This is a genomic window from Primorskyibacter flagellatus, from assembly GCF_014638275.1.
GTDB classification, from domain to species: domain Bacteria; phylum Pseudomonadota; class Alphaproteobacteria; order Rhodobacterales; family Rhodobacteraceae; genus Pseudooceanicola; species Pseudooceanicola flagellatus_A.
In genome coordinates this window covers 469,716-485,645 of the sequence record NZ_BMFJ01000001.1, presented here as the reverse complement: position 1 = coordinate 485,645, position 15,930 = coordinate 469,716, and the positions used below count along the sequence as shown (strand labels likewise).

Sequence of the window (15,930 nt, the reverse complement as noted above, 5' to 3'; positions counted from 1 at the left end):
GGAGTGTCACAGGTGAAGATCAGCATCGTCATCCCGACGCGGGAACGCGCCCTGTATCTCCGCCAGTCGCTTGCCACCGCGCTTGCCATCGACGACCCCGATGTCGAAATCATCGTCACCGACAACGAGAGCACCGACGACACCGCCGCCGTTGTCGCCGCCTACAGCGATCCCCGCCTGAAATACGTCAAGACCGGCGCTCGCGTCTCCATGCGCCAGAATTTTGAGAACGGGATGCGGCAGGTCACCGGCGATTACGTCATCTTCTTCGGCGACGACGACGGCATCCTGCCCGGCCAGTTCCGCTTTCTCCGCCGCCTGCTGGAGGAAAGACAGCCCGACGCGCTGAGCTGGAGCCTGCCCACCTACGGCTGGCCGATCGAGGGCTTCGGCAAGCGCACCGGCACCGTCCGCTACATGAAACACTGGGCCTACGGCACCCCCGACACGCTGGACATCGAAGCCCGCCGGCGCGCCATCCTCGCCGCCCAGCATCACCGGACCCTGCCCCAGCCCGCGCTCTACCACGGCTGCATTTCCCGGAGGTATCTCGAGGCCTTCCGGGGGCCGAGCGGTGACATCATCAACGGCTCCATCCCCGACATCCACATCACCTACCGAATCTATTTCCGGGGCGGGACCGTGCTGCATGTGCCGCACATGTTCTCCATCAACGGCTTCAGAGGGTCACCTCTGATGCGCCAGAGAGGAGTCCATCATGCGAGTAAGTCCATCCGTCGAAGCCCAACCCGCCGTCATTTATTGTCGTGTCTCTTCGACCAAACAAAAGCTCGCTGGGGGCGGGCTCAATAGCCAAGAGCATCGGTGCCGCCAGTATGCCATCGCCAACGGTCACGAAGTTGAGGCGGTCTTTCCTGACGACGCTTCAGGCGGAGGCGATTTCATGAAGCGCCCTGGCATGGTGGCGCTGCTCAGCTTCCTCGATGCTCAACCGCAGAAGAAATACATCGTCATCTTCGACGATCTGAAACGTTTCGCCCGCGATACGCAGTTTCATATCATGCTGCGTCAAGAACTGGCCCGCCGGGGTGCCAAGGTTGAATGCCTTAACTTCAAGTTTGAGGACACGCCCGAAGGGAAGTTCGCCGAGACTATCTTCGCGGCTCAGGGCGAGCTGGAGCGTGAACAAAACCGACGCCAGACCATCCAAAAAATGAAGGCCCGCGTTGAGAAGGGCTACTGGGTGTTTCAAGCACCTGTGGGCTATCTCTATCAGCGCAACCCTCAGCACGGCAACATGCTGGTTCGGAACGAACCGCATGCGTCGATCATCGCCGAAGCTCTCAATGGGTATGCGATTGGACGCTTTCAAACCCAGGTCGAAGTGAAGCGCTTTCTGGAAAGCCAGCCGGACTATCCGAAGGACTTGCCCAACGGAGAGATTCGCAATCAACGAATCCAAGACCTCCTGAACCGCCCCGTCTATGCCGGACTGGTAGAAGCCAAGAACTGGGATGTATCGCTCCGCAAAGGCCACCATGAGCCGCTGATTTCTATCGAAACCTTCCATCGCATTCAGGATCGCCTGAATGGGAACTCGAAGGCCGCGATGCGTAAGGACAACAACGAAAACTTCCCGGTGCGTGGGTTCGTTCTCTGCGATGATTGCGGCAAACCACTGACCGCCTGTTACTCACAGAGCAAGACCGGCAAGCGCTACCCATATTATTGGTGCAAGACGAAGGGCTGTGTCAGCGCCCGCTGTTCAATCGCAAAGCATAAGCTGGAAGGTGAAGTTGAAGCCCTGTTGAAGTCTCTTCAGCCAAGCAAGAATCTGACCGGCATTGTCCAGGTCATGTTTCGCAATGCTTGGGACAACCGGGCGGCACAAGCTTCACGCGGAGTGACCTCCGCGAAAGACAGTATCGCCAAAATCGACATCCAAATCACGAAGCTGCTCGACCGTATCGTCGATAGCGGCAACGACTCCGTGATTGCAGCCTACGAAAAACGTGTGGCCGATCTGGAGCAAGAGAAGCTTGTTTTGCAGGAAAAAGCCTCAAAATGCGCAAAACCTGTCCATGCCTTTGAGGAAATGTTCGAACTCGCCATGCGCTTCCTGTCAAGCCCTTGGGAAATATGGATTAAGGGCGATCTGACATGGAAGAGAAACGTGCTCAGATTGGCCTTTGTGGAGCCGATTTCGTACCGCAAGGGTGAAGGTGTTCGAACCCCGAAAATAACGTTACCATTCAAAGCGTTAGAGGAGTTTCAGACGGGGAAAAATGAAATGGCGCACCCAAGAGGATTCGAACCTCTGGCCTCTGCCTTCGGAGGGCAGCGCTCTATCCAGCTGAGCTATGGGTGCCGCAAGGCGGGTCTATAGGGCATCGCTCTCGGCCCCGCAATCGGAAATCCGACCGGCTGGGCCGGAGGCGGCACAGGCAGCGGCGCGGGCCGGTCGGGGAAGCGGCGCCCAAACCCGGCTCAGGCCGCCTTCAGCCCCGTTGCCAGCATCGTCATGCGCGGGATCATCTCGACCACCTCGACCGCGCCGAACCCTCCGGCCTCGAGTTCCGAGGTCAGGGTGCCGGTGTCGACCGACCGCGCCTCGGGCGTGAAGGCGGTGTGCTGCAGTTGCCAGAGCGCGGCCAGTCCCGGTCCGCTGCGGTCCTCGTGCACCATGAAGTCGTGGATCACGATGCGCCCGCCGGGGACCAGCGCCTTCTCCGCATCCGCGATCAGCCCTTCATGGGAACTCCCCGGCACGCCGGACAGCAGGTAGGACATCAGCACGACGTCCTGATCCCCGGGCCAGCCGGTCTTCAGCGCATTGCCGTCGACATATCTGACCCGGTCGGACAACCCCGCCTCCTCCACATAAGCCCGCCCCAGATCGGCGACGTTCGGGAAATCTACGATGGTCGCGGTCAGCTCCGGGAACCGCTTGCAGAGCGTGATCGCAAAGGCCCCCGTCCCCCCGCCGACGTCAAGCAGGTGCCGCGCGTCAGAAAAATCGACCTTCTTCGCCAACTGCCGGGCGGGGCCAAGCGACCCGGCATGCTGGCTTTCGGAATACAACCGCGCCTGATCGGGGTCGGAGAACCACTGTTCGTAGCTCGCCGTATCGCCGTCGGACAGCGTCCCCTTCACCGCCGGTTCCAGTTGGTCGAGCAGCGGGTACATCTGCTGACCGACCTGAAGGCGCAGGTAGTCGCCGAAGTCGTACTTGGCCCCGGCCACCAGAAAGGCCTCCGCCGCCGGAGAGTTCGCATAGCGCCCCTCCGCCACCACCAGAAGCCCCAGCCCGGCGAGTGCGGTGGCCAGCGTCTCGGCCCGGTCGCGGTGGATGCCGGTGCGCGCGCCGATCTCCTCCGCCGTGAGCGCGCCGTCCGAAAGCGCGGTGAACAGCCCGAGGTCGAGCGCGACGAACAGGGCTTTGGATCCCATGAATCCGAAGGCGATGTTGGAAATCTCGTCGGCTTCCGTCAGCGGCGGCATGTGTCTCTCCCGGTTGTTTGCATGGGGGCAGCCTAACGTTCCGGGCCGCCGGAGGCCATGGCGGGGCGGGATTGGAGGCGCGCGGCATCCAGATCTGCGCCGCTTTGCCCCTGAGAGGGCTGTCGTCACGGCTTAAGCATCGTTACGATAGGCCATACCTATCGGAACAAAGCGCATCGGTCGGAAATCGTGATTAACAAGCTTGAGATGCTGATCGCCCTCGCGCAGGAGCGTCACTTCGGCCGGGCGGCGGAGTCCCTGTCGATCACCCAGCCCACCCTGTCCGCCGGGATCCGCCAGCTTGAGGAACATCTTGGCGTCAAACTGGTGGAACGCGGATCGCGTTACGGCGGGCTGACCCCCGAAGGTCAGCGCGCCCTGGTCATGGCCCGCAGGATCGTCGGGGACTCGCGCCGCCTGCGGGACGAGATGCGGGCGAAGCGGGACGGGCTGACCGGGCAGCTGCGCCTCGCGGTGATTCCGACCGCCCTCACATGGGCGTCGCACCTGGTGGCCGACCTGAACGCCCGCCACCCCGGCATCGGCGCGTCCGTCCGCTCCGCCTCCTCGCAGACCGTGCTGACCCTTCTGGAAAACCTCGAGATCGACGCCGGGATCAGTTATCTCGACAACGAACCGCTTGGCCGGGTCAGCACGGTAGAGCTGTACCGGGAAACTTACCGGCTGGTCTGTCACCGCAGTCACCCCCTCTCCGCGCGCGCTCATGTGACCTGGGCGGAGGTCGCGGGGCAGCAGCTGTGCCTTCTCACGCCGGAAATGCAGAACCGCCGGATCATCAACCGCAACCTTCACGCCGCCGGGCCAGAACCGGAGGCGCGGCCCTACGCCGAGATCGAGGCGAATTCGACCGTCGTGCTCGCCTCCATGGTCATGCGGGGGGACTGGGTGACGGTGTTGCCGGGCGATCTGGCGGATTTCCTCGTCGCCGGAAAACCCATGGCCGCCGTTCCGATCAGTGGCGCACCGCTGGCCTATACCGTTGGTCTGATTACCGAATATCAGGAACCGCACACCCCCGTGCTGGACGCCCTGATGACAGAGGCTGCACGCATCTCCCGGCTTCAATAGAAAAACCCTATCGACTGACGGAACACCGATATTGATTTCTCAACCATTGTGCAGCATGGCGGACGAACAGGGGAGAGCCAGATGAGTCACCAAGCGACCACAGCAGAGCCCGGCGAAATCCGCGCCATCATCGAGGCGGAGCGTCACCGCGAAGGCCCCCTCCTGCCGATCCTGCACGCGCTCCAGTCCCGCTTCGGTCACATCCCGGAAGCCGCCCTGCCCCTGATCGCCGACGCCCTGCGACTGACGAAGGCGGAGGTGCACGGCGTCGTCTCCTTTTACCACGATTTCCGCGAGGCCCCGGCGGGCCGCTTGACCCTGAAACTCTGCCGGGCGGAGGCCTGTCAGGCGACGGGGGCCAATGCACTCGCGGCCTCGGTGCTCGACCGGTTCGGACTGGACTGGCACGGCACCACCCCGGACGGCGCGGTGACGGTGGAACCGGTCTATTGCCTCGGACTCTGCGCCTGCGGACCGGCGGCGATGGTGGGCGAACGGCTGATCGGCCGCGCCGACGCCGCCCGCATCGACGCGGCACTGGCGGAGGCAGGCGCATGACGGAAGGCAAGACCGCCCCGATGAATATCTACCTCTCCTGCGACAGCGCCGCCAAATCGCTTGGCGCGGAACAGGTCGCGAAGGCGATCACGCAGGAGGCAGAGGCGCGCGGTCTCTCGGTTGACCTCATCCGCACCGGATCGCGCGGCATGGTCTGGCTCGAACCGCTGGTCGAAATCGACCGGGGCGCGGGCCGCATCGCCCATGGCCCCGTCACGCCCGACATGGTTCCTGCCCTGCTGGACGGAAGCGCCGAAACGCTCGGCCCCGTCGACACCATCCCCTTCTTCGCCAGGCAGACCCGCCTGACCTTTGCCCGCTGCGGCATCACCGACCCGCTCTCGCTGACCGACTACGAGGCCCACGGAGGTCTGACCGGCCTGCGCCGCGCCCTCGCCATGACGGCAGAGCAGATCGTGGAGGAGGTCAGGACGTCGGGTCTGCGCGGACGCGGGGGCGCGGGCTTCCCGACCGGTATCAAGTGGGACACGGTCCGGCAGGCAGAGGCCGATCGGAAGTACATCGTCTGCAACGCCGACGAGGGCGACTCCGGTACCTTCGCCGACCGCATGCTGATGGAGGGCGACCCCTTCACCCTGATCGAGGGCATGGCGATTGCCGGACTGGGCACCGGCGCAACCAAGGGCTTTGTCTACATCCGCTCGGAATATCCCGACGCCATCGCCACGATGGAGCGCGCGATCCGCCTCGCGCGGGAGGCCGGATGGCTCGGCCTCGACATCCTCGGCTCAGGCCGGACCTTCGACATGGAAGTCCGCGTCGGTGCCGGGGCCTATGTCTGCGGAGAGGAAACCTCCCTCCTCAACTCGCTCGAAGGCAAGCGCGGCGTGGTCCGCGCCAAGCCGCCCCTGCCCGCTCTGGAAGGTGCATTCGGCAGGCCGACCGTGGTGAACAACGTGATCTCTCTCGCCACCGTGCCGGTGATCTTCGAGAAGGGAGCGCAACATTACGCGGACTTCGGCCTTGGCCGGTCGCTCGGCACGATCCCCTTGCAGATCGCCGGGAACGTGAAGCACGGCGGCCTCTTCGAGACCGCCTTCGGCATGCCACTGGGCGACATCGTGAACGATCTCGGCGGCGGCACCGCATCGGGCCGCCCCGTGAAGGCGGTTCAGGTCGGCGGCCCGCTTGGCGCCTATTTCGCCCCGCACCAGTTCGACACCCCCTTCGGATACGAGGAATTCGACGGCGCGGGCGGCCTGATCGGCCACGCCGGCCTCGTGGTCTTCGACGACACGGCGGACATGCGCGGCATGGCCCGCTTTGCCATGGAGTTCTGCGCCGTGGAGAGCTGCGGCAAATGCACCCCCTGCCGGATCGGCGCGGTGCGCGGCGTGGAAACCATCGACCGCATCGCCGCCGGAGACACGGGCGCGGTCGAAATCCTCACCGACCTCTGCGAGACGATGAAGGACGGCTCGCTCTGCGCGCTTGGCGGGTTTACGCCCTACCCGGTAATGTCCGCGCTGCGCCTCTTCCCGGAGGAATTCGGTATGAAGGAAGCGGCGGAATGATCCGCGCCGTCCCCGTCACCCTCTCCCCCGCGGGGAGAAGGAATTGCGCCAGCCACCGGCGCGGCGCTACCATTCCGGCGATCCGTTCGGCACGCACCCTCCCTCTCCCCGCGGGGGAGAGGGCCGGGGTGAGGCGGAGCCACACCCGCCACGGAGCCCAACGATGGACAAGGTAAAAGGCCCCGCCTCCTACTTCCCCTCGATCGAGGCGAAATACGGTCAGCCGGTCGACCACTGGCTTGCCATGGTGCGCGAACGGGCCGGGATGAAGCACATGGAGATCGTCGCCTTCCTCAAGCAAGAACACGGATTGGGCCACGGCCACGCGAACGCGCTGGTCGCCCACGAACTCGCCGCGCTGAAAAAGGGCAAGACATGATCCCGGCCCGCAACCCCTCTCCGGACTTCTCAACCCCCTCCCTGACCCTCCCCCTGAAAGGGGAGGGGACGCCCGTGACGCACACCATGCCCCCATCCAAATCCACGCTTGTGGTCGCCCTCCCCTTCCCCTCCCAGGGGGAGGGCCAGGGAGGGGGTCTCGGCACCTTCCACACACGCCCCCGCCAGACAAAGGCCCCCGTCCCGCCAAGCGCCCCCCCCTCTTCCCCCGAGGAAGAGGGCCGGGGTGAGAGGCAACCTTCCCGCCGTCCGGAGCCGCTGACATGAAAGACTTCATCCTCCCCCCGAAGGACTGGGATATGGGCACCCCCCTGCCCCGGGCGACCGAAACCGTCTCGCTGAAAATCGACGGCTTCGACGTCACCGTGCCCGCCGGCACTTCCGTCATGCGCGCCGCGATGGAAGCCGGCATAAAGATCCCCAAGCTCTGCGCCACCGACTCGGTCGAGGCCTTCGGCTCCTGCCGCCTCTGCCTCGTCGAGATCGAAGGGAGACGCGGCACCCCTGCCTCCTGCACCACCCCCGTTACGGAAGGCATGGCGGTGAAGACACAGACTCCGCGCCTCGCCAAACTGCGCAAAGGGGTGATGGAGCTCTACATCTCCGACCACCCGCTCGACTGCCTGACCTGCGCCGCCAATGGCGACTGCGAACTTCAGGACATGGCGGGCATGACCGGCCTGCGTCAGGTCCGCTACACGCCCGGCGACAACCACTACGCCCCGACGACGGCCGGATCGCTTTCGCTCAACGACATCCGCGCCAAAGCCCCGGATGCCGCCACCAACGCGCGCTATATCCCCAAGGACGATTCCAACCCCTACTTCACCTACGACCCGGCGAAATGCATCGTCTGTTCCCGCTGCGTGCGCGCCTGCGAAGAGGTTCAGGGCACCTTTGCCCTGACCATCGAAGGCCGAGGCTTCGACAGCCGTGTCTCCTTCGGTGCGAAGTCCGACGACGCGATGCACTCCGACTGCGTCTCCTGCGGGGCCTGCGTTCAGGCCTGCCCGACCGCGACGCTTCAGGAGAAATCGGTGGCCGAACTCGGCACCCCCGACCGCGCCGTTCTGACCACCTGCGCCTATTGCGGCGTCGGCTGTTCGTTCAAGGCGGAACTCAACGGCGACAAGCTGGTCCGGATGACGCCCTACAAGCACGGCAAGGCCAACCGCGGCCATTCCTGCGTCAAGGGCCGCTTCGCCTATGGCTATGCCGAACACCCCGACCGGGTCCTGAACCCGATGATCCGGGACAGCATCGACCAGCCCTGGCGCGAAGTCTCATGGGACGAGGCGATGCAATTCACCGCCGCCCGCCTGACGAAAATCCGCCAGGACCACGGCCGCAAGGCGCTTGGCGTCATCACCTCCTCCCGCTGCACGAACGAGGAAACCTACCTCGTCCAGAAACTCGCCCGCGCGGTCTTTCTCAACAACAACACCGACACCTGCGCCCGCGTCTGCCATTCCCCGACCGGCTACGGTCTCGGCCAGACCTTCGGCACCTCCGCCGGCACGCAGGACTTCGACTCCGTCGAACAGACCGACCTCGCCGTGGTCATCGGTGCGAACCCGACCGACGGCCACCCGGTCTTCGCCTCTCGCCTGCGCAAGCGCCTGCGTCAGGGCGCGAAGCTGATCGTGCTCGACCCGCGCCGCATCGACCTGCTGGAAACCCCGCATATGGGCGACAGCTGGCACCTGCCCCTGCGCCCCGGCACCAACGTCGCCGTCGTCTCCGCCCTCGCTCATGTCATCGTGACCGAGGGGCTGGTGGACATGGATTTCATCCGCACCCGCTGCGACACCGACGAATTCGCGCATTACGCCGAGTTCATCTCCGCCCCCCGCCATTCGCCCGAGGCGACGGAACTGCTGACCGGCGTTCCCGCCGCGACACTCCGCGCCGCCGCCCGCGCCTATGCCGCCGCCCCGAACGGCGCGATCTACTATGGCCTCGGCGTGACCGAACATTCGCAGGGCTCCACCACCGTCATGGCAATTGCCAACCTCGCCATGTTGACCGGCAACATCGGCCGCCCCGGCACCGGCGTGAACCCGCTGCGCGGGCAGAACAACGTGCAGGGCTCCTGCGACATGGGCTCCTTCCCCCACGAACTCCCCGGCTACCGCCATGTGAAAGACGCCGAAACCCGCGCGATCTTCGAGTCGCTCTGGAAGGTGAAGATCGACCCGGAGCCCGGCCTCAGGATCCCGAACATGCTCGACGCCGCGGTCGAAGGCACCTTCAAGGCGCTCTACGTGCAGGGCGAAGACATCCTCCAGTCCGACCCCGACACCCACCACGTCGCCGCAGGTCTGGCCGCGATGGACTGCGTGATCGTGCACGACCTCTTCCTGAACGAGACGGCGAATTACGCCCATGTCTTCCTCCCCGGCTCCTCCTTCCTTGAGAAAGAGGGCACCTTCACCAACGCCGAACGCCGCATCAACCGCGTGCGCGAGGTGATGAAGCCGAAGAACGGTTATGCCGACTGGGAGGTGACGCAGCTTCTGGCCAACGCGCTCGGCGCCGGCTGGCACTACACCCACCCCGCCCAGATCATGGAAGAAATCGCCGCCACCACGCCCAGCTTCGCCAACGTCACCTACGACCTGCTCGAAGAAAAGGGCTCCGTCCAGTGGCCCTGCAACGACGCCGCACCCGAGGGCACGCCGCTGATGCATGTCGACGGCTTCGTGCGCGGCAAGGGGCGCTTCATCGTCACCGAATACGTGGCTACCGACGAAAAGACCGGGCCGAGGTTCCCGCTGCTGCTGACCACGGGCCGGATCCTGTCGCAATACAATGTCGGCGCCCAGACCCGCCGGACCGAGAACAACGCCTGGCATGACGAGGATCTGCTGGAGATCCACCCCTTCGACGCCGAGAACCGCGGCGTGAGGGAGGGCGACTGGATCCGCCTCGCCTCCCGCTCGGGCGAAACGACCCTGCGCGCGACGATCACCGACCGCGTCTCTCCGGGCGTGGTCTACACAACCTTCCACCACCCCGATACACAGGCCAACGTGGTTACGACCGACTATTCCGACTGGGCCACCAACTGCCCGGAATACAAGGTGACGGCGGTGCAGGTCGCCCCCTCCAACGGCCCCTCGGACTGGCAGCGCGACTACGCCGCACAGGCCGACCGCGCGCGCCGCATCCTGCCGGCGGCGGAATGACACCCTCCGCCCCCGCAAAGGCCCTGCGCATCGGAACCGGGGGCACGTCCCCCGTCACCCGCACCCTGCCCGAGGAGGTGCCGGTCGCCCTGACCTACGACGGCTCAACACAGGCGGTGATGATGGCGACACCCTCGGACCTTGAGGATTTCGCCACCGGCTTCTCCCTGACCGAGGGCATCGTGACCGACCCGGCCCAGATCGCCGAAATGACCGTCGAACCTCACGACGACGGCATCGAGATCCGCATGTGGCTTGCCGATGCGCAGGCCACCGCCCTGACCCGCCGCCGCCGCGCCATGGCCGGACCCGTGGGCTGCGGGCTTTGCGGTATCGACAGCCTGGCAGAGGCCACCCGCCCCCTGCCGGAAATCACCGCCCGCTCGGCCCTCACGGCAGAGCAAATCGCCACCGCCACCGACACCCTGCGCACCCGCCAGCCGCTGCACGACGAAACCCGCGCCGTCCATGCGGCAGGCTTCCTGACCCCGCAGGGCCTAATGATCGCGCGGGAAGACGTCGGACGCCACAATGCGCTCGACAAAGTCATCGGCGCCCTCGCCCGCACCGGAACCGATGCCGCGACCGGCGCCTTTGTCCTCACCTCCCGCGTCTCCATCGAACTTGTCCAGAAGTCGGCACTCGCAGGCTGCGGCATGCTCATCGCCGTCTCGGCCCCGACCGCGCGCGCCCTGCGCACCGCCGAAGACGCCGGCATCACCCTCGTCGCCCTCGCCCGCAATGGCACGGCCGAGGTCTTCACCCATCCCGACCGCCTGACCGAGACTCCGCATGTCGCCTGAAAAGATGATCACGATGGCCAACCAGATCGCCACCTTCTTCGCCTCCCAGCCCGGAGAGGACCGCGCCGCCCGCGTCGCCGCCCACCTCAACGATTTCTGGGAACCTCGGATGCGCCGCCAGTTGCTTAACCACATGGCGGAGGGAGGTCACGGCCTGTCGCCCCTGGTGATCGAGTCCCAGCCCTTCATCGCCGCGCCCGCGGAAACGGAGTGACGCCTCCGGCGGGGATATTTCCGGCAAGATGAAGACATGGGCGCGCCCCAACCCCTTCATCTTGCGAAAAATACTCTGGGGAGCGCGAGGGGTGAAACCCCTCGCTCCGCCCTATCCGACCCGCACCAGGTGATTGTCCCAGGCCCGCCCCGCCACATGCAGCGGCGTGACCTCGCCGTCGCGCAGCGCAAGCACCCCGCCCATCCCGTCCGTCGCGATCAGCCCTGCTCCGGCCGGCGCGATCCCGCAGACATCCGGGCGCAGCACCGCGCCGCGAAACCCGCCGTCCAGACCGAAGAGATGCACGCGCCCCCCGCGCGGCGAGGTGATGCCGACCATTCCCCCCGCGATGGCAACGCTGCCCGCATAACCCTGCATCGCAAGCTGTTCCGCCAACCCCGCCTCGCAGAGTACGGGCGCCGATCCCCGCCGGTGCAGACCAAGCAGCGGCACCGGATCGGTCAGATCGCCCTCCCACTGCATAGCAAAGGCCACCGTTTCACCGTCCGTCGCCAGATGGCGGATGGAATTGAGGTGCAGGTCCGGAGACAGCTCCACCACCTCCTGCACCCCCTCCGCCGTGGCATAGGCGAGGTTCGGCTTCATCTCGGGAATGTTCAGCTTCTCCCGCCCCTGCGCCGGGTCGGTCAGGATCCCGCCGTTTGCCACCGCCAGGACGTCGCCCGGCAGCGCGAGGATCTCGTGCGGACCGATCCCGGCCGAGGCGATCTCTCCGATCCGCGCATACCCGGCGCGGCGGGACCAGAACCCGATCACCCCCTGCCCCGTGGCGATGTCATTCTCCGTGGTGCAGAGCACGTCGCCGTTTTCGATAAATGCGCCGTGACCGTAGAAATGCCGCCCCTGCGGACTGTCCAGCCGGTGTGCAACCGCACCGGTCACGCAGTCGATCACCAGCGCGAAGGTCCCCGGACGGCGGGCGAAGGCGACCGCCTCGGGCGCGAAGGGATGCGCCGCCGCCGCGTGCCCCCGGTCCGGCAGCGCGATGCGGAACAGGTCGCGACCCTCGGCGTCCAGCCCGAACAGCGCATAGCCGCCGTCCCCCTCCTTCGCTGCCGCCAGATAGCAGGGGTCCCCCGCATCGGCCCAGCTCAGCCGGGGCAGCGCGGAGGCGGCGAGAAGACCGGCGAGGAAACCGCGTCGCGTGCCCATCTCAATCCCCGTCCGCCGAATTGAAGCCTTCGCTCACGCCAAGCGGCGCGCCGACCTCGGCCTTCGCCGCATCGCGCGCCGCCCGCACGCGCTGCTGCACGATCTCCACCTTGAGCCGGCCGGAGGGGTCGTCGACCGTGGCGAACACCGGGTCCTGCAGGTCCTCTGCCGTCGCGCGGGCCGTGGCAAAGGCCTCTGCTGTCGCCGGGACGGGGCCGTCGGCCAGCTTCTCGGCCAGATCGCCAAGCGCCTCCAGCGAGAGCACGACGTTGCGCAGCGACCGCTCGGACCGCCGCGCCTCTGCCCGCTCCGGCCGGGGCCGGTCGAAGGTGCCGAGGGGGCGACCAAGCCGTTGATCCGCCGTGAATTCCAGCCCCGCCATCAGCGCGGTGTAATACTGCTGCGCCGGTTCACGCGGGGTGAGATAGGCAGTGTTCCCGGCCTCTCCGGCGCTCAGCATCAATTGCGCCTGATCCTGCCACTCCGCATCGACCTCCGCCGCCATGCGCGCCAGATCCGCCGCGACCGCCTGCACCAGACGGCAGGTATAGCTGTCCCGCCCATAGCCCGCATAATCCGACCCGAACAGCAGCTGTTCCAGCGCGAACAGCCCCCGCCCGGCGACCGAAACCTGGGCAAAGTCGGCGGTGTCATCGACCGCCGCGTCCTCGTCCCGCACCAGTCCGGCGACGGTGGATGCGACCATCCCCCGCTTGTCGGGCCAGAACCCGATCGCCAGCCCGCGCCCGTCCTTTTCCAGCGGACCGAAGGACAGGTGACTGACCCCCATCCAGGCGTCGAAGGCGTTGTGGTAGGAGGGGATCACCGCCTCCGCCGTGCAGTCTGCCGCGGCGTTGACGGCGAGCGCGCGGGTCTGGACGGCAAAACTGTGAAAGCGCGGCAGGGTATGGTCATTTACCGCCTCGGGCACGCCGGACACGGCGGGCGTGGCGATCAGCAGGGCAAGGGCAAGGGAACGGATCATAGGCTCTCCAGGTAACGGATGAGGGCGGCGCGGTCTTCGGGGCTCAGCCGGGTGACCCGGTCGCGGGCGGCCTGTGCCTCTCCGCCATGCCAGAGCACGGCTTCCAGCAGCGACCGCGCCCGCCCGTCGTGCAGGTAGTAGCTGTGGCCGTTGACCTGGGGCGTCAGGCCGATCCCCCAGAGCGGCGGCGTCCGCCATTCCCGACCCGAGGCACGCCCCTCGGGACGATTGTCGGCCAGCCCCTCGCCCATGTCGTGCAGCAGCAGGTCGGTGAAGGGCCAGATCAACTGGAAGGATTGTTCCGGCTGGCCCTCCATCCGGTCGGTGACGAACTTGGGCGTGTGGCAGGCCGGGCAGCCGGCCTCGTGGAACATCTGTTTGCCGCGCAGCACATCGGGCGTGTCGAAATCCCGCCGCGCCGGAACCCCGAGGTTCCGGGAATAAAACGTAACGAGGTCAAGGCCCTGCGCGTCGATTTCCGTCCCCCGGTCGTCGCCGTCACCATGCGGCGCCGTACGGCAGGCGGCTTCGGCTTCGCTGCAGTCGCCCCAGGGGTCGGGGAAAAGCGGGGTGGAAATCCCGATGTCGCCGGCGAAGGCCGCCGCCGACTGTTCCCTGACCGTCGCCGCCCCGGCCTTCCAGCCGAAACGCCCCAGCATTGGTTGATCGTGTTCAAAGGACCACACGATCTGCGCGCGGCCGGAGATGCCGTCGCCATCCGCGTCCGAAGGGTCTTCGCGCGAAAGGATATCGGCGGCGGGGATCGCCTCGAGCAGGCCGAGCCCGATCATCTGCGGCGCCACGCGAGGGGACAGCATCGCACCGGGTGCGAGCGGTCCGTAGCCGAGGTCTTCGGCACGCCAGACGGGCCGGCGCAGGGTGGCGGTTTCGCCGGTCATCTCGACGGGCGTCTCGTCCCAGTCCACCGCCAGCCGGTACTCCGCCACCTGCCCGGCCACGCCGAAATCCTGCAGCTGTCCGCCATAGACCGGATCGGGGCGCGTGCGCTGCGTCTCGTCCCCGAGCGACAGGAGAAAGGCTTCGATGTCAGAGACTTCCACGTGGTCCATGGCCGGAACGGAAACCCGCAGAAACATGGAAACTGCATCGTCCTCCGGCCCCTCGGGCGGGTGGCCGCGTCCGTCCTTCAGGTGGCAACGCTGACAGGAGCGCGCGTTGTAGAGCGGCCCCAGCCCGTCGGAGGCGAGGGTCGAGGACGGCGACGACACCCAGAGCTTTTTAAAAAGGCCGTTGCCCAGCTTGAAGTCCAGTTCGCGTTCGAACGACATATTGCCGGAGGGCTGGGAAAAGGCGTCGGCGTCGCTCCGGGCGCGCACGGTGGCGGCCCCGGCGGGGTTCGCTTCGAACGGTTCCGGGCGGGAGAAATCGGTAGGAGGAGCGGTGACGGCGGCGACGCGCGCGGACTCTTCGGCGGTGCGAAAAATGACCGGATGAACGGATCTGGTCATTTGGTCATTTTCGGCCGACCGGGGCAGACCCGGAAAAACCGGTGTCAGGGACAGGGCGAAAAGAGTGGCAAGGGGAAGGTGGCGCATCGTCGGCTCCTCGGGGTCGAGGGGTGCCACGAATGCCCGACTATTTCAATCGGATTGTCATCACGAAACCGGGCGCCACCTGCGGCATGACGCCCGGATCCGTGCATCGTCCGGGACGATGTTATTCGGCTTCGTTCGCCGGCTTGGCCTGAAGCTGGCCGTACTTTTCCGGCCCGAGCTGTTCGAGCAGGGAGAGCTGGGTTTCGAGGAAGTCGATATGCCCTTCCTCATCCGCGATCAGCGCCTCGAACAGGTTCTTGGAGACGTAGTCCCCGACCTCGTCGCAATGCTTGCGCGCGGTGATGTAGAGTGTGCGGGCCTCATGCTCGGCCGCGAGATCGGCCTCCAGCGTTTCCTTGACGGTCTCGCCGATGCGCAGGCTGTCCAGCTTCTGCAGGTTGGGATGCCCTTCCAGGAAGATGATGCGTTCGATGAGGCGGTCGGCGTGGTGCATCTCCTCGATGCTTTCCTCGCGCGACTTGGCGGCGAGGCGGCCGTAGCCCCAGTCTTCCTGAAGGCGGAAGTGCAGCCAGTACTGGCTGACCGCCGTCAGTTCGCTGCGCAGGGCGTCGTTCAGAAACCCGATAACCTTTTTGTCGCCCTTCATGGCGCGTCCCCTCGGTCAGTTTTGAATAATTCTAAAATACTGGGGAAAGGATGGAATTCAAGGGAGATTTCTGCGCTCGTCCAGCCGATTACCCGAGCGAAACACTCATTTTCCGGCAAAGCGCCCGCGCCGCGGCCGCAGGTTCTGCAGCACCGCCGGCACGCCGAGACTGTCGGATTTTTCCATCGTCCCGATGAACAGCGACAGGCAGCCGCCGCATTCCGGCCGCTTGCCAAGCGCGTGATAGACCTTGCCCGGCGTGATGATCGTCTGCGGGTCGGCGGCGCGCATCCACTCCACGGCGGAGAGGATGTCGCGATCGCTGATGGAATTGCAGTGGCAGACGATCATCGGACGGGCC

Annotated in this window: 14 protein-coding genes, 1 tRNA gene and 1 pseudogene; 9 read left to right on the top strand and 7 right to left on the bottom strand. The window is 66.1% G+C overall.

Annotation, left to right across the window (positions count from 1 at the left end):
- Window positions 1–12: 12 nt before the first annotated feature.
- Window positions 13–813: a glycosyltransferase family 2 protein gene (locus IEV87_RS02405; protein WP_188476033.1), complete on the top strand. Its 801-nt coding sequence runs from the start codon at window positions 13–15 to the stop codon at window positions 811–813.
- Window positions 719–1,759: pseudogene (locus IEV87_RS22745) on the top strand (recombinase family protein); the annotation flags it as partial. The gene IEV87_RS02405 and the pseudogene IEV87_RS22745, both read left to right, overlap by 95 nt.
- 493 nt (window positions 1,760–2,252) lie before the next feature.
- On the opposite strand, the gene IEV87_RS02395 reads toward IEV87_RS22745, so the two are convergent.
- Together IEV87_RS02395 and IEV87_RS02390 are read right to left on the bottom strand one after the other, a co-directional pair.
- Window positions 2,253–2,329, bottom strand: a tRNA-Arg gene (locus tag IEV87_RS02395).
- A 119-nt stretch (window positions 2,330–2,448) separates the two neighbouring features.
- A complete protein-coding gene (locus IEV87_RS02390) occupies window positions 2,449–3,462 on the bottom strand; it encodes a methyltransferase (protein WP_188476032.1) in 1,014 nt (337 codons plus the stop codon).
- Between the two features lie 189 nt (window positions 3,463–3,651).
- Here IEV87_RS02390 and IEV87_RS02385 point away from each other — a divergent pair, with 189 nt between their 5' ends.
- The 7 genes from IEV87_RS02385 to IEV87_RS02355 all read left to right on the top strand — a co-directional run bounded on the left by IEV87_RS02385 (window position 3,652) and on the right by IEV87_RS02355 (window position 11,248).
- Window positions 3,652–4,551 carry a LysR family transcriptional regulator gene (locus IEV87_RS02385; protein WP_188476031.1) on the top strand — a complete coding sequence of 300 codons (900 nt, stop codon included), beginning with the start codon at window positions 3,652–3,654 and terminating at the stop codon, window positions 4,549–4,551.
- A gap of 81 nt (window positions 4,552–4,632) precedes the next feature.
- A complete protein-coding gene (locus IEV87_RS02380) occupies window positions 4,633–5,109 on the top strand; it encodes a formate dehydrogenase subunit gamma (RefSeq protein ID WP_188476030.1) in 477 nt (158 codons plus the stop codon).
- A 20-nt stretch (window positions 5,110–5,129) separates the two neighbouring features.
- Window positions 5,130–6,644 carry a formate dehydrogenase beta subunit gene (locus IEV87_RS02375; RefSeq protein WP_188478323.1) on the top strand — a complete coding sequence of 505 codons (1,515 nt, stop codon included), beginning with the start codon at window positions 5,130–5,132 and terminating at the stop codon, window positions 6,642–6,644.
- A gap of 163 nt (window positions 6,645–6,807) precedes the next feature.
- Window positions 6,808–7,023 (top strand): DUF4287 domain-containing protein, encoded by a 216-nt coding sequence (locus IEV87_RS02370; protein ID WP_188476029.1) that lies wholly within the window; start codon window positions 6,808–6,810, stop codon window positions 7,021–7,023.
- 283 nt (window positions 7,024–7,306) lie between these two features.
- Window positions 7,307–10,231, top strand: coding sequence for a formate dehydrogenase subunit alpha (gene fdhF / locus IEV87_RS02365; protein WP_188476028.1), 2,925 nt, complete (start codon window positions 7,307–7,309; stop codon window positions 10,229–10,231).
- Complete coding sequence (gene fdhD / locus IEV87_RS02360; protein ID WP_188476027.1) at window positions 10,228–11,034, top strand: formate dehydrogenase accessory sulfurtransferase FdhD; 807 nt, start codon at window positions 10,228–10,230, stop codon at window positions 11,032–11,034. Before fdhF ends, fdhD begins: the two co-directional genes overlap by 4 nt.
- Window positions 11,024–11,248 carry a formate dehydrogenase subunit delta gene (locus IEV87_RS02355; protein ID WP_188476026.1) on the top strand — a complete coding sequence of 75 codons (225 nt, stop codon included), beginning with the start codon at window positions 11,024–11,026 and terminating at the stop codon, window positions 11,246–11,248. The genes fdhD and IEV87_RS02355 overlap by 11 nt, the downstream gene beginning before the upstream one ends.
- 111 nt (window positions 11,249–11,359) lie before the next feature.
- Here the strand turns inward: IEV87_RS02355 and IEV87_RS02350 are convergent, their stop codons facing one another.
- From IEV87_RS02350 to IEV87_RS02330, 5 genes are all read right to left on the bottom strand, one after another.
- On the bottom strand, window positions 11,360–12,421 hold the full coding sequence (locus IEV87_RS02350; protein ID WP_188476025.1) for a DUF1513 domain-containing protein: 1,062 nt from the start codon (window positions 12,419–12,421) through the stop codon (window positions 11,360–11,362).
- 1 nt (window position 12,422) lies between these two features.
- On the bottom strand, window positions 12,423–13,406 hold the full coding sequence (locus IEV87_RS02345; protein ID WP_188476024.1) for an imelysin family protein: 984 nt from the start codon (window positions 13,404–13,406) through the stop codon (window positions 12,423–12,425).
- Window positions 13,403–14,875 carry a di-heme oxidoreductase family protein gene (locus IEV87_RS02340; protein WP_229737410.1) on the bottom strand — a complete coding sequence of 491 codons (1,473 nt, stop codon included), beginning with the start codon at window positions 14,873–14,875 and terminating at the stop codon, window positions 13,403–13,405. Before IEV87_RS02340 ends, IEV87_RS02345 begins: the two co-directional genes overlap by 4 nt.
- Before the next feature lie 208 nt (window positions 14,876–15,083).
- Window positions 15,084–15,569, bottom strand: coding sequence for a bacterioferritin (gene bfr, locus IEV87_RS02335; protein WP_188476022.1), 486 nt, complete (start codon window positions 15,567–15,569; stop codon window positions 15,084–15,086).
- A 105-nt stretch (window positions 15,570–15,674) separates the two neighbouring features.
- Complete coding sequence (locus tag IEV87_RS02330) at window positions 15,675–15,920, bottom strand: (2Fe-2S)-binding protein (protein ID WP_188476021.1); 246 nt, start codon at window positions 15,918–15,920, stop codon at window positions 15,675–15,677.
- Window positions 15,921–15,930: the final 10 nt, after the last annotated feature.

Bases quoted from the DNA above. Each gene is read 5' to 3' on its own strand.
- IEV87_RS02390 (WP_188476032.1), bottom strand. From the start codon at position 3,462: ATGCCGCCGCTGACGGAAGCCGACGAGATTTCCAACATCGCCTTCGGA.
- IEV87_RS02380 (WP_188476030.1), top strand. From the start codon at position 4,633: ATGAGTCACCAAGCGACCACAGCAGAGCCCGGCGAAATCCGCGCCATC.
- IEV87_RS02375 (WP_188478323.1), top strand. From the start codon at position 5,130: ATGAATATCTACCTCTCCTGCGACAGCGCCGCCAAATCGCTTGGCGCG.
- IEV87_RS02370 (WP_188476029.1), top strand. From the start codon at position 6,808: ATGGACAAGGTAAAAGGCCCCGCCTCCTACTTCCCCTCGATCGAGGCG.
- fdhF (WP_188476028.1), top strand. From the start codon at position 7,307: ATGAAAGACTTCATCCTCCCCCCGAAGGACTGGGATATGGGCACCCCC.
- fdhD (WP_188476027.1), top strand. From the start codon at position 10,228: ATGACACCCTCCGCCCCCGCAAAGGCCCTGCGCATCGGAACCGGGGGC.
- IEV87_RS02355 (WP_188476026.1), top strand. From the start codon at position 11,024: ATGTCGCCTGAAAAGATGATCACGATGGCCAACCAGATCGCCACCTTC.
- IEV87_RS02350 (WP_188476025.1), bottom strand. From the start codon at position 12,421: ATGGGCACGCGACGCGGTTTCCTCGCCGGTCTTCTCGCCGCCTCCGCG.
- IEV87_RS02345 (WP_188476024.1), bottom strand. From the start codon at position 13,406: ATGATCCGTTCCCTTGCCCTTGCCCTGCTGATCGCCACGCCCGCCGTG.
- IEV87_RS02340 (WP_229737410.1), bottom strand. From the start codon at position 14,875: ATGACCAGATCCGTTCATCCGGTCATTTTTCGCACCGCCGAAGAGTCC.
- bfr (WP_188476022.1), bottom strand. From the start codon at position 15,569: ATGAAGGGCGACAAAAAGGTTATCGGGTTTCTGAACGACGCCCTGCGC.
- IEV87_RS02330 (WP_188476021.1), bottom strand. From the start codon at position 15,920: ATGATCGTCTGCCACTGCAATTCCATCAGCGATCGCGACATCCTCTCC.